Here is a 12,063-nt window from a genome sequence, read left to right on the forward strand (position 1 = left end):
AGCGGTCCGCGACGTCCGCGCCCGCGCCCCGCTACCACCGCGGATACCAGTAGTACGCCGCGTGCACGGTGACGCCGGCCTCGCGCCAGGGCTCGCCGACGCCGGGGACCGAGGCGGTCGCGGCGGCGGCGGCGCCGACGATCAGGCGGCGGTTGACGCGGTAGTCGAGGCCGAGGGTGGCGGAGCCGACGAGGTTGAGCGCGAGCGAGGCGGCCTGGCCGGTCTCGGCCTCGCCGCTGTAGTCGAGGCCGCCGAAGGTCACGACGGGGCTGGCGCGGCGGACGCCCTGGACGCCGACGGCGACGCGCACGGTGGGGATCCACTGGACGCCGAGGCGGAGCGTGACGCCGCCGTCGAGGCGGGCGGCCTGGGCGGCGACGGTGAACGGCGCCTCGACGGGGGTGCTGCCGCCGAGCATGAAGGCGCCACGGTCGAACGACGCGCGGCCGTAGCCGAGCGTGAGCTGGGCGTCGTACTGGTAGCTGTTGGCGGTGGCGAAGCTCGCGCGGGCGGCGAGGCCGCCGAGGGCGCCGCTGCCGGCGTCGGTCGACGCGGCGTCCCCGAGGCTGAGCAGGCCGCCGAGCGCGTGGACATGGACCGACGCCTCGCGGCGATCGGCGCGCGCGCCCGCGGCGGCGCCGACGATCGCGCCGACGGCGGCGAGCGCGACCAGCGGCCTCATCGCAGCACGATCCGATCGACGGCGACCTTGCCGCGGCCACCGGGCTCGCTGACCACCAGCGTGAGCCGCTTGCCGTTGAGATCGGTCGCGCGGCGCACGACGACCACGCCCTTGCCGCGGCCGCCGGGGCGGACCACGCCGAGCACCCCGGCGCCGGCGGTCTCGGCCGCGTCGCTGGTGAAGCGCACCACGCCGGCGACGTCGCGGGCGCCGTCCTGCATCGCGACGGTGGCCAGGCGGTACGGCGCCTTGTTGCGGTTCTCGATCTCGAACACCACGAACGCGTCGTCGCCGAGGTAGAGCACGTCCTTGGTCTCGACCACGACGTTGGCGTCGTTGCGCTCGATCGCGTCGAGCTTGCGCACCTCGCGCCGCTGCAGGATGCGCGCGGCGATCAGGCCGTCGGCCAGCTTGGGCAGCTCGGCGTCCATGGCCGCCTGCATCGCGGCGATCTTGGCCTCGAGCTCGGCCGTGCGCGCCGTGACCTTCTCGGCGATGCGGCGCTCCAGCTCGGCCTCGACGTCGGCGCGCTTGAACGTCACCTGGGTCATCGCCGCGTCGCGGTCGGCCGCCAGCCGCAGCACCACGGTCACCTTCATCGACGCGGTCGACAGCGCCAGGTTGGCCGGCTTGGCGTCGGGCTTGAGCGGCCGGATCGCCAGGCTGGTCGCGCCGATCGGCTTGACCTCGTAGCTGACGGTGTCCGAGGCCAGGGCCTTGTCGATCTTGTCGGGCAGGTACACGACCGTCACGAAGTCGGGGTGGACCAGGACCTCGTACGAGCCGCCCTCGTCGACCAGGATGGTCCGGGCCTGGCCGCTGTTCTGGGCGACGGCCACCGGCGTGGCCACGGCCAGGCCCGCGGCGATGGCGAACACAGGAAGGAGGCGGCGCCCCCAGCGACGATCGTGCATGGCGTACTCCATGAGGTTGGCCCAGGTATCGACCGCGCGACGCGGCGGTTGCGCCCCTGGATGTGCGACGGCCCCGGGATCTGAATCTCGTTGATCGAGCGACTGCCCTGGGCTCTTGATCTCGTTGACCGAGCGATTGCCGCTGGATCTGAATCTCGTTGATCGGCCTACTGCCCCGGGATCTTGATCTCGTTGATCGAGCTGGAGCTGCCGAGCCGCTCCCGCTGCCTCGGCCCGGGCGGCGGCCTCGCGCATCGGTCGGCGGCGCCGCATCGACCGGCGGGGCCGCGTCGATCACCGCGGTCGTGGCGCCCGCATCGCTCACCGTCGGTGCGGCGGCGCCCGCGTCTGCGCCGGTCGCGGTGGCGCTCGGTTCGCCAGCCGGGCTCGCATCGACCGTCGGCATCCCCGCGTCGATCGTCGTCGCCGCAGCGGCACCCGGGCTCGTCGGCGCGCTCGGCGCCCCGCCGCCGCCGCCGCCTGCCACCAGCGCGATGACCGCGCCCAGCGCCACCACGCCGCCCACGGCCCCGACGATCAGCCCGGTGCGCTTCGGTCGCGCGACCTGGGCCGCGCCATGTCCCGCCACGGTCGGCGCCATCGCCACGCCCGGCGCCGGCCCGGCGGTGCGCGTCGGCGCGGACATCGCCGCCGCCTGCTCGGGCGTCCAGCGGCCCGGCACCTCGCTGCCCGTCGGCGTGCCCTGCGCCACCGCGTCCATGCGCGAGCGCTGGCCGGTGCGCACCGGCGCCTTGCCCGGGAACCGCTGGACCATCAGGCTCTCGAGCTCGCGGCGGCCGTCGCGCGGCGCGTGCTGGCAGTGCAGCAGGTCCTCGACCGCGTCCTCGGCCGTCTGGTAGCGCTGCGCCGGATCCTTGGCGAGCAGCTTCATCGTCACCGCCTCGAGATCCGGCGGGACGTCAGGCGCCACCTGGCTCGGCGGCAGCACGTTCGAGAACAGCACCCGCGCCAGGGTCTCGGCCGTCGTGCCCGACGCGAACAGGTACTGGCCCGTCAGCATCTGCCACATCATGATGCCCACCGCGAACAGGTCGCTGCGCCCGTCGAGCGGTGCGCCGTTGATCTGCTCCGGGCTCATGTACGCCGGCTTGCCCTTGATGGTCACCGACGCGCTCGCCGCCGTCGCCGCCCGCGCCTTGGCGATGCCGAAGTCGCTCACCTTCACCGCGCCCGACCACGAGCACAGCACGTTGTGCGGCGAGATATCGCGGTGCACCAGCCCCCGCACGCCGTCGGCGCCCGCCGGCAGGTCGTGCGCGTAGCCCAGGCCGCGCAGCACCTCGGTCACCGTGTAGATGACGATCGAGAACGGCAGCCGCCCCGAGTCGATGATGCCGTCGAGGTCGCGGCCCTCCACCAGCTCCATCACCAGGTACAGCCGGCCCTCGTGATCGCGGTCGAAGTCGAGCACGCTGACGATGTTCGCGTGCTGCATCCGCGACGACAGCTTCGCCTCGCTCACGAACATCTGCGCGAACGCCGGGTTCCGCGACGCGTCCGGCAACACCCGCTTGATCGCCACCGGCCGCTCGAAGCCCTCCGCGCCCACCGTGTGCGCCCGGAACACCTCCGCCATCCCGCCCATCCCCAGCGGCGCGTCCAGGACGTATTTCCCCAACCGCACGCCCCCACCGCCAGCAGGGGCTCCCCCAGGGTTGCCAATGAGCGTCGACACCTGGTCTCGAGCGTACGGCATCGCACGCGGCGATGGAAGGGGCAGGAGGTCGGGCCTTTGGGTGGCTTCCGCGGCGACCTCAGGTCCGGATCAGCTTGAACGCGTGGTTCCAGCCGCCGCCGCGCATGCCCGGGATGCACCACAGCATGCACAGCGGCTCGATCGCCCGGGCCGCCACGGCGGTGCCCATGTCCTCGGTGTCCCAGCCGAACTGGGTGAGGATCGTGCGGACCGTGGCCTTGGCGTCGGCGTCGTTGCCGCAGATGAACATGCTCGGCGGGCCGCCCGCGAACGTCGGGTTCACCATGAACGCGTTGCCGACGCACGAGAACGCCTTGACGAACCGCGCGGCCGGGGCCTGGGCCTGGAGCCGCTCCATCAGCGACTCGTCGAGGTTGGTGAAGAACTTGATCACGCCGTCCTGGGGCGGCGCGTCGGCGATCGGGTTGGTCGCGTCGATGACGACCTTGCCGGCGAGGTTGTCGAGGCCGGCCAGCGCGATCGCCTCGCCGGCGGCGCCGCCCTTGACCGCGAGCACCACGACCTCGGCGCCGGCGGCGGCCTCGGCGAACGTGGCGGCGCGCGCCCCGGCCTGCTGCGCCCACGCCGCGAGCTTGGACGGATCGCGCGAGGCGCGGACCACGTCGTGACCATGCTTGAGGAAGCCGTTGGCGAGCACCTCACCGACGGTTCCAGAACCGAGCACTGCGATCTTCATGGCGGCGACCGTACCCGTCCGCGCGCGCGCCGTCACCCGCCCGAACGGTCAGGCCGCACGCGGCCTCGGCGCTGGCACGCGCGCGGGCAGCGCCTCACCGCGCCGCGGTGATCGGCCGCGCGACCACGGGCGCGCCACGCTCGCCCGAGCCCCGCCACCGTCAGATTTTCGTCGACCCGGCGGGCCGATCGGGTCCGGCGCCGCGATCCTCGACGAGGCGGTCCCGCGCGCCAGCGCGTCACGACAGACACAGGGCATCAGGTTTCCGACACCGTGCGACCGAGGCCACGTCCGGTCCTTGTCCTCGACGGATCTGCTTCCCGTCCGCCACTGATCGCGTGATCCTGTCGCCCCCACCGCTCCCGAGGCCCGCCCGTGCGCACCACCGCCCCCCGCCCCGCGCTGTCATCAGCTCCCCGCTCCGCGCCGGTCACCTCCGTCCGCGCCGCGCTGCGCCCGTCCGTCCGCGCTGCGCTCTCGATCGGCGCCGCCCTGCTGCTCGGCGCGTGCGATCCGGGCGTCATCCCGGTCGATCCGCCGCCCGACGGCCGCGAGATCGACACGCCCGACGCGCCGCCGCCCGACGGCCGCCCGATCGAGACCTGCCCGGTCAGCGGCACGCTGACGAACCCGTCGCTGGTGGTCAACGATCCGGCGATCCTCGCGCGCTTCGGGTTCGCGCGGGTCGTCGATCAGATCCGCACCACCGCCAGCATCGGCGGCCAGACCTCGCGCTCGCTGTTCCAGGCGTGGATGCGCACGTTCGACGCGTCGCCCGCCAGCGGCGACTGCGACGACCCGTCGGTCGATCCCGACCACTACGGGCTCGCGTGCCCGCGGGTCGAGGCCAAGCTGGCGAGCGCCGATCCGTTCCTGCCCGGCAGCGGCGTCGAGTTCCTGCCGCTGGGGCTCTTCGATCGCTTCGACCTGGCGCCGGCCGACGGCAGCAACTGCGGCGAGTACCGGATCGTCTACGCGATGCAGTCGCGGGTGCCGACCATCGCCGGCCGCGCGCTGATCATCTTCGAGGGCATCCTGCCCAACCCGCGGCCCGAGGACGGCATCGGCGCGTGCCTGCCGGTCGCGCGGTTCTGGCAGGCGCTGTCGGTCGATCCGTCGCCGACGAGCCGGGCCGCGAAGCTCGAGGCGTTCTACTTCACCGGCACCGCGGTGCCCGGGTTCCCGCCGGTCGTCGCCGCGCAGAGCTACGGCCTGGCGCTGGGCGCCACCGCGGCCCACGGCGCCGGGCAGATCCGCACCAACTTCTTCATCGACTCGCTCGAGTGGCAGCTGCGGGAGTTCAAGCTCCGCCGCACCTGCACCGACTCGGGCACGCCGTCGACGTGCCGCCTGACGTTCGAGCACGTGCGCGTCAAGGTCAACCCGGCCGAGGAGCTGTTCAGCGGCCAGCACGCGCGCAGCGCCTCGTTCCGCTCGCAGTTCCTGGCCCAGGTCCCGCGGCTGACCGTGACCAGCGCCGCGATGCTGTCGCTGGCGCCGGCCGAGCAGTTCGACGAGTTCGAGAGCGTGTCGTCGACCAACCAGGTCGTCTACAACAACTTCGCGATCCCGCCGATGACCACCGACGTCGACGCCCGCCTGCGCGCGCTCGGCTCGTCGCTCAGCACGTTCGACGTCCTCAACCGCGCCACCACCCAGACCTGCGCCGGCTGCCACCAGCAGTCGAACAACGTCCCCCTCGGCGGCGGCATGGTCTGGCCGCCGAGCCTCGAGTTCACCCACATCGACGAGAACCACCGGCTGTCGCCGGCGCTGACCCAGGTGTTCCTGCCCCACCGCCGGGCCGTGCTCGAGGCGTTCATCAACGCCCGCTGCAGCGCCACGCCGACCGCGCGCGCGGCCGACGCGCTCGATCTCGGCGACGACGCCCTGCGCGCCGCGGCCGCCGAGGGCCTGACGATCGGCGGCAGCGCCGTCGGCAGCCCGAACTGAGCCGGGCGCCCGGCCACGGCGCTGGCCGAGCTGTCCGAGCTGTCCGACACGCTCGCGCGCGACGACGCGAGCGCGGGTCCCGCGACGGGGTCAGCCGCCGGGGCAGGTCAGCGTCAGGCCGGTGGCGCCGACGCCGGTGCAGGCGTCGCCGCACGGCTCGCCGGCCAGGCAGGCGCAGGTCGGGAACTCCGACGGGCACGACGGCACCGCGACGCACGTGAACGTGTCGGGCTCGCCGACGACGTCGGACAGATCGTGGCGGCAGTAGCCGGTCCGCAGATCGCACTGGGCGTAGCCACAGGCGAAGGCGCCGGCCGGCACCGGGCACGAGCCGGACGCGTCCAGATCGGCGCCGGCCGCGAGCGCGTCACACGGGCTGCTGTAGACGACCCCGTCGCAGCCGCACGTGGGGATCGCGATCAGCAGGTCGGGACAGCCGACCGGCCGCGGCGCGCACACGCCGGTCTCGTCGGTGGACCCGCAGGTGTTGCCCGCGAAGTCGCAGTACTCGGTGGGGCCGCAGGCGGCGCCGGCCAGGCCGCCGCAGACGGTGCCCGAGGGCGCGTCCGGCGCTGCGTCGATCGGCGTGGCGGTCGCGTCGACGGTCGGGGCCGCGTCGATGGGCACCCGCTCGTCGTCGCCGCCGCAGGCCACGAGGAGGGTCGCCGCCAGGATCGGACACAGGATGCGCTTGGTCATGGCGTTGAGACCATCAAGCCCTGTGCCGGGACGCGCCGCGGCGACCCCGCGCAGATACGTGCGGCCACCTCAGATTTCCGTCGCCGCCGCGACCAATCCGCCGCGCCCCCCGCCATCGCCGAGCCAGACGACCGTGGCGCGACGCGACGGGCCGACGCCGCGACCAATCCGCCGCGCCCCCGCCATCGCCGAGCCAGACGACCGAGGCGCGCCGCCGACGGGCCGACCGAGGACGGCGATCACGGCCGCGGCAGGAACCCGAGGCCGAGCACGTCGGTGACCGCGCGCGCCATCGCGTCGGCCTCGGCCGCCGTCGCCGCACCGCCGGGGAGCTGGCCGTCGACGATCAGGCGCGACAGGCCGTAGATGGCGCACTGCGCGGTCAGGAGCACCAGGTCGATCGGGATCGGCGCGATGACGCCCGCGGCCTGCGCCGCCGCCAGCGCCGCGCGCGTCGGATCGGCGTCGGCCGGCTGGTGCTCGTGCAGGCCGCGGCTGTAGACCACGCGGAAGTGCGCGGGGTGGCGCACGGCGAACCGGACCGCGGCGATGCCGGTGGCGCGGAACTGCGACAGCGGATCCGGCGGCGCCTCGGCCGCGGCCTCGGCCAGCTCGGCGGCGTAGCGCGCGGCGATGTCGCCGGCGACCGCGCGCACCAGCGCGTCCTTGTCGGCGAAGTGACGGTACGGCGCCGCCGGCGACACGCCGAGCTGGCGCGCCAGGTCGCGCAGGTTCAGGCCCTCGAGCCCGTCCTTGGCGATCGCCACCAGCGCCGCGTCGATCAGCGCGCGGCCGAGGTCGCCGTGGTGGTACGCGGCCGCCGGCTTGGGCCGCACCCGCGGCCGCGGCCCGCGGGCCTGCGCTCTTCCGGACTTCGCGGCCACGAGTAAACAGTGCTTACTTTCGCGCTTGCGGTCAAGGCCGCGAGCGGCTAGACATGTAATCGATGCTCACATCAGCCGCCCCCGCCGCCCCGCCGCCGGTCGTCGCGCCGGTCCCACCCTCCTCGTCCGCGCCCGACCCCGATCGGGCCGCCCTCGCCACCCGCATGTTCACCCGCTCGCTCGCCCGCGAGCACGGCTTCGCGCCGCTGCGCGTCGACGGCGCGCTCCCGCCCGAGCTGCGCGGCACGCTGGTCCGCAACGGCCCCGGGCTGTTCGGGCAGTTCGGCCGGCGCTACGCCCACAGCTTCGAGGGCGACGGCCTGATCACCGCGGTCCGCCTCGACGGCGCCGGCGCCCACGGGGCGTGCCGGCTGACCGCGTCGGCCGGGCTGACCGCCGAGCGCGCCGCCGGCAAGGTGCTGTACGGCACCGGGCTGGGGTGGCCGCGCCGGTTCGCGAACGCCATGCGCGGGCGCCGCAAGAACACCGCCAACACCCACGTCGTGCCGTGGCAGGGCCGGCTGCTGGCGCTGATGGAGGCGGCGCGGCCGACCGAGCTGGCGCTCACCGACGCCGACGTCCGCACGATCGGCGAGACCGACCTCGGCGGCGTCGTCGGCTCGGCGCTGGCGGCGCACCCGCACCGGGTCGCCGCGCGCGCGACCATGTTCAACTTCGGCGTCGAGTACGGCCGCCGCACCCGGATCGTCGCCTACGAGCTGCCCGACGTCGGGGCCGCGCGCCGGGTCGGCGAGGTCGAGCTGGGCTTCGCGCCGATGCTGCACGACTTCATCGCGACCGAGCGCCACCTGGTGTGGCTGTTGTCGCCGGCGGCGGTCAACGTGCCGCGCATGCTGCTGCAGCTCGGCGGCTTCGACCGGCTGTTCGGCTGGCGGCCCGAGCTCGGCACCGAGGTGATCGTCATGCCGATCGACCAGCCGACCCAGGTCACGCGCTTCACCGTCGACGCGTTCTACCAGTGGCACTTCGCCAACGCGTTCGAGCGCGGCGACGAGCTGGTCGTCGACTACGTCCGGTACCCGAACTTCGACAGCTTCGGCGGCCTCGCCGACGGCGCCACCGGCACCGGCCTCGACCGCGGTCGCCTGCACCGCGCGGTGATCACGCCCGGCGCCCGCCGGTTCGAGAGCGCGGCGCTGCTCGACGAGGACGTCGAGTTCCCGCGCATCCACCCGGACCGCGAGGGCCAGGCCCACGGCGTCACCTGGCTGGTCTCGGGCGGGCTGCGCGAGGTCGTGGCCCACCACGCCGACGGCCGGGTCCGCCGGCACCGGTTCGCCGCCCACGAGGCGGTGTCCGAGCCGGTGTTCGTGCCGCGGCCCGGCGCCACCGCCGAGGACGACGGCTGGGTCGTCGCGCTGGTCTACGACGGCCGCGCCGACGCGTCGTACCTCGCGGTCCTCGACGGCGTCCGCCTCGAGGACGGCCCGATCGCGCGGGCCTGGTTCGATCACCCGGTGCCGATCACGTTCCACGGCTCGTGGCTGCCCGCTCCCGGCGCGGCGTAAGGAAAGACAGGTCCCCGCCCGCCGGGCGGTGATAGCGTGGCCGGATGCTCGTCCGCGCGTCCCTGGCCCTCGCCCTCTCGACCACGTTGCTCGCTGCCTGTGGCGGCGACGATCCCGGGCCGTGCGATCCGTCCCACGACACCTGCGTGCTGGCGCGGACGCTGTCGACCACGATGATCGAGCCAGGCCAGGAGATCAGCGGGCTGTGCCAGAGCTGGACGCTCGACAACCCCGAGGAGATCTGGGTCGACAGCGTGACCATGCGCAACGGCGGCGGCTACCACCACTCCAACTGGTTCTTCGTGCCCGACACGCTCTACCAGCAGCCCGACGGCAGCTGGGACTGCAACGCGGTCGGCTTCGACGAGCTGGTCGCCGCGGTCGCCGGCGGGTTCCTGTTCGCCCAGTCGACCCAGGTCTCCGACGAGGATCAGACCTTCAAGGACGGCGCCGCGATCCGGATCCCGCCCTACAGCCGGATCATCGGCTCGACCCACCTGCTCAACGTCGGCGACACCACGCTCGCGAGCGAGATGGCGATCTCGGTCCACACGCTGCCGCCCGAGGACGTGCGCGTCAAGCTGGTGCCGTCGCGCGCGACCTACTTCGATCTGCACCTCGCGGCCGGCCGGGCGTCGACGGTCTCGACCACGTGCGAGCTGGCGCAGCACTACCAGGCCGAGATCGGCATGCCGCTCAAGGAGCGCATCCACTACGTGCTGCCGCACTACCACGCGCTCGGCACCTCGACCGAGATCGCGCTGGTCGGCGGCCCCCGCGACGGCGAGGTGATCCTGCACACCAGCGGCTTCGGCGAGGTCTCGGGCAAGGCGTTCTCGCCGCCGATCGACGTCGCCGCCGCCGGCGCCACCGGGCTCCGGTTCTCGTGCTCGTTCATGAACCCCACCAACCAGGAGGTGCAGTGGGGCATCGGCGATCAGGAGATGTGCGAGTTCGCGCTGTTCGTCGACAGCGACATGGCCTTCGACGGCAGCGTCCACCAGGGCGACGGGCTGCTGGTCGGCACCGGGGCCAACGGCGAGGATCTGCACGAGGGCCCGTGCGACATGTTCACGCTGCGCTGGGACCACAACAACCCGGGCGGCCTGCCCAACTGATGCGGCCCGGGCTGCGGCCGCTCGGGCTGGCGCTCGCCGCGCTGGCGCCGGCGTGCCTCGACGTCACCGAACGCTGCGGCCCGGGATCCCTGGGCGCGGGCGCCGCGCGCGCGTGCGTGACGCCGGGCTGGACCGATCGGGCGTTCGACGTCCACGTGCCGGCCGGCTGGGACGGCGTGACGCCGCTGCCGCTCGTGCTCTTGTTCCACGGCGGCGGCGGCAACCGCGCCGGCGCCGACCGCACCACCTGCCCCGAGGGTGAGCTCGCCAGCCCGGCGTGCCTGGCCGCGCGCGCCACCGCCCGCGGCTTCGTCGTGGTCGTGCCCGACGGCACCGGCGGCCGGCCGCTGCGCGGCGTCCGCACCTGGAACGCCGGCGGCGGCAGCGACGGCTGGGACTGCACCAGCGGGGCGGCCTGCGCGAGCGGCGTCGACGACGTCGCCTACGTCGGCGACGTGCTGGCCGAGGTCGGCGCGGCGCTGCCGATCGATCCGCGCCGCCGCTACGCGACCGGCATCTCCAACGGCGGCGCGATCTCGCACCGGCTGGCGTGCGAGCTGCCGCAGGCGCTGGCGGCGATCGCGCCGGTCGCCGGCGCCAACCAGTTCGCCGACAGCGGCGGCGCGTGCGGGCGCGCGACCGCGGTGGCGCAGATCCACGGCACCGAGGATCCGTGCTGGCAGTACGACGGCGGCTCGGCCGCGTGCATCGGCGACGGCGGCCGCAAGACCTCGGTCGCCGCGACGATGGAGGGCTGGCGCGTCCGCAACGGCTGCGCCGCGACCTTCGTCGACACCGCCGTGCCCGATCGCGATCCCACCGACGGGGTCACCGTGGTCCACCGGGTCTGGGACGGGTGCGCGGTCGCGACCGAGCTGTTCCGCCAGGACGGCGGCGGCCACACCTGGCCCGGCGGCTGGCCGTACCTCGGCGAGGATCGCATCGGCCGCGTCGGCCACGACCTCGACAACGACACCATCCTCGACTTCTTCACCGCACATGTGGCGCCGTAGCCTGGTCGTCGTCGCGGCCGCGAGCGCCGGGTGCGGCTCGCTGTCGACCTACCGCACCGCGGAGCCGATCGGGTGCGGCCGCACCCAGGTCGACGTGGCCGTCGACGTCGGCGGGTTCCGCGACCGCGACCAGGACTCGCGCACGCCGGCGGTCCACGTCGAGCTGGCCGTCCGCCGCGGCATCGCGCCCGAGACCGACGCGACCGTGAAGCTCTACGTGCCAGGCGTCGAGCTCGGCGTCCAGCGCCGGCTGCGGCGCGGCGGCCCGTGGCAGTGGGCGGTGGCCGCGGCGATCGGCGGCGAGCGCACGCGCGCCGGCGCCGGCTCGACCGACGCGGTCTACGGCCACGTGCGCCTGACCGCGCTGGCGACCCGGCGCACGTCGCGGCGCTGGGCGTTCACCGTCGGGCCGATCGCCACCGGCGGCGTGTTCGTGCCCGCCGGCGGCGGCTGGTCCCAGGGCCTGCTCGTCGGCGGCTTCGCCAGCGCCGCGCGCACGTTCGCCGGCGCGTGGACCGTCGTGCCCGAGCTGTCGCTGCACGTGACCGCGGCCGGCGACGTGCCGGTGCGCGGCGCGGTCGCGCAGCTCGGCGTCGCGGTCGGCCGGCGCTGGTAGCGCGGTACCATCGCGGCATGGCCCGCGCACCACGCCCCCCCACCGACGCCGCGCTGCGCGAGCTGCGCGCGTTCGGCCTGGCCTACCCCGGCGCCCACACGAAGAGCCCGTGGCCCGGCCACGCCGACCTCGCGGTCGACGACAAGACCTTCGCGTACCTGAGCGTCGAGGGCGAGCCGCTGGCGATCTCGTGCAAGCTGCCGCGCTCGAACGCGCTGGCGCTGATGGTGCCGGGGGCCAA

At 74.6% G+C, this 12,063-nt stretch carries 11 protein-coding genes and 1 pseudogene; 6 read left to right on the forward strand and 6 right to left on the reverse strand.

The window, feature by feature from the left end; all coding sequences use genetic code 11:
* Positions 1-31: 31 nt before the first annotated feature.
* Entirely contained in the window at positions 32-682 is a 651-nt protein-coding gene (locus IPL61_37985; protein MBK9036983.1) for a hypothetical protein, read from the reverse strand.
* Positions 679-1,596 (reverse strand): DUF2381 family protein, encoded by a 918-nt coding sequence (locus tag IPL61_37990; protein ID MBK9036984.1) that lies wholly within the window; start codon positions 1,594-1,596, stop codon positions 679-681. Before IPL61_37990 ends, IPL61_37985 begins: the two co-directional genes overlap by 4 nt.
* A 494-nt stretch (positions 1,597-2,090) precedes the next feature.
* Between IPL61_37990 and IPL61_37995 the strand changes: the two genes are divergently transcribed.
* Positions 2,091-2,456 carry a hypothetical protein gene (locus IPL61_37995; protein ID MBK9036985.1) on the forward strand — a complete coding sequence of 122 codons (366 nt, stop codon included), beginning with the start codon at positions 2,091-2,093 and terminating at the stop codon, positions 2,454-2,456.
* On the opposite strand, the pseudogene IPL61_38000 reads toward IPL61_37995, so the two are convergent.
* Positions 2,432-3,313, reverse strand: a pseudogene (locus IPL61_38000) (serine/threonine protein kinase). The gene IPL61_37995 and the pseudogene IPL61_38000 overlap by 25 nt on opposite strands.
* Positions 3,314-3,371: 58 nt before the next feature.
* Positions 3,372-4,010 (reverse strand): NAD(P)-binding domain-containing protein, encoded by a 639-nt coding sequence (locus IPL61_38005; GenBank protein MBK9036986.1) that lies wholly within the window; start codon positions 4,008-4,010, stop codon positions 3,372-3,374.
* Positions 4,011-4,385: 375 nt separating this feature from the next.
* Between IPL61_38005 and IPL61_38010 the strand changes: the two genes are divergently transcribed.
* Positions 4,386-5,963: a hypothetical protein gene (locus tag IPL61_38010; protein MBK9036987.1), complete on the forward strand. Its 1,578-nt coding sequence runs from the start codon at positions 4,386-4,388 to the stop codon at positions 5,961-5,963.
* Positions 5,964-6,053: 90 nt separating this feature from the next.
* Here IPL61_38010 and IPL61_38015 read toward each other — a convergent pair whose 3' ends face one another.
* The gene (locus IPL61_38015) at positions 6,054-6,662 is read right to left on the reverse strand and encodes a hypothetical protein (GenBank protein ID MBK9036988.1); all 609 of its coding nucleotides are present in this window, start codon (positions 6,660-6,662) and stop codon (positions 6,054-6,056) included.
* A 239-nt stretch (positions 6,663-6,901) separates the two neighbouring features.
* Positions 6,902-7,546, reverse strand: a complete 645-nt coding sequence (locus IPL61_38020; protein MBK9036989.1) for a TetR/AcrR family transcriptional regulator — start codon at positions 7,544-7,546, stop codon at positions 6,902-6,904.
* Positions 7,547-7,710: 164 nt separating this feature from the next.
* Between IPL61_38020 and IPL61_38025 the strand changes: the two genes are divergently transcribed.
* Genes IPL61_38025 through IPL61_38040 form a run of 4 tightly spaced genes read left to right on the forward strand, consistent with a single transcriptional unit; the run spans position 7,711 to position 11,822 of the window.
* Positions 7,711-9,075 carry a carotenoid oxygenase family protein gene (locus IPL61_38025; protein ID MBK9036990.1) on the forward strand — a complete coding sequence of 455 codons (1,365 nt, stop codon included), beginning with the start codon at positions 7,711-7,713 and terminating at the stop codon, positions 9,073-9,075.
* 44 nt (positions 9,076-9,119) lie between these two features.
* The gene (locus IPL61_38030; GenBank protein MBK9036991.1) at positions 9,120-10,193 is read left to right on the forward strand and encodes a hypothetical protein; all 1,074 of its coding nucleotides are present in this window, start codon (positions 9,120-9,122) and stop codon (positions 10,191-10,193) included.
* Positions 10,193-11,206: an esterase gene (locus IPL61_38035; protein MBK9036992.1), complete on the forward strand. Its 1,014-nt coding sequence runs from the start codon at positions 10,193-10,195 to the stop codon at positions 11,204-11,206. The genes IPL61_38030 and IPL61_38035 overlap by 1 nt, the downstream gene beginning before the upstream one ends.
* Positions 11,193-11,822 (forward strand): hypothetical protein, encoded by a 630-nt coding sequence (locus IPL61_38040; GenBank protein MBK9036993.1) that lies wholly within the window; start codon positions 11,193-11,195, stop codon positions 11,820-11,822. Before IPL61_38035 ends, IPL61_38040 begins: the two co-directional genes overlap by 14 nt.
* Positions 11,823-12,063 lie beyond the last annotated feature (241 nt).

Source organism: Myxococcales bacterium (assembly GCA_016717005.1).
Lineage (GTDB): Bacteria > Myxococcota_A > Polyangia > Haliangiales > Haliangiaceae > UBA2376.

What these genes read in the sequence shown, in the direction of transcription:
- IPL61_37995 (MBK9036985.1), top strand. Translation starts at nt 2,091, where the DNA reads ATGACCGCGCCCAGCGCCACCACGCCGCCCACGGCCCCGACGATCAGC.
- IPL61_38040 (MBK9036993.1), top strand. Translation starts at nt 11,193, where the DNA reads ATGTGGCGCCGTAGCCTGGTCGTCGTCGCGGCCGCGAGCGCCGGGTGC.
- IPL61_37990 (MBK9036984.1), bottom strand. Translation starts at nt 1,596, where the DNA reads ATGCACGATCGTCGCTGGGGGCGCCGCCTCCTTCCTGTGTTCGCCATC.
- IPL61_38030 (MBK9036991.1), top strand. Translation starts at nt 9,120, where the DNA reads ATGCTCGTCCGCGCGTCCCTGGCCCTCGCCCTCTCGACCACGTTGCTC.
- IPL61_38005 (MBK9036986.1), bottom strand. Translation starts at nt 4,010, where the DNA reads ATGAAGATCGCAGTGCTCGGTTCTGGAACCGTCGGTGAGGTGCTCGCC.
- IPL61_38035 (MBK9036992.1), top strand. Translation starts at nt 10,193, where the DNA reads ATGCGGCCCGGGCTGCGGCCGCTCGGGCTGGCGCTCGCCGCGCTGGCG.
- IPL61_37985 (MBK9036983.1), bottom strand. Translation starts at nt 682, where the DNA reads ATGAGGCCGCTGGTCGCGCTCGCCGCCGTCGGCGCGATCGTCGGCGCC.
- IPL61_38025 (MBK9036990.1), top strand. Translation starts at nt 7,711, where the DNA reads ATGTTCACCCGCTCGCTCGCCCGCGAGCACGGCTTCGCGCCGCTGCGC.
- IPL61_38015 (MBK9036988.1), bottom strand. Translation starts at nt 6,662, where the DNA reads ATGACCAAGCGCATCCTGTGTCCGATCCTGGCGGCGACCCTCCTCGTG.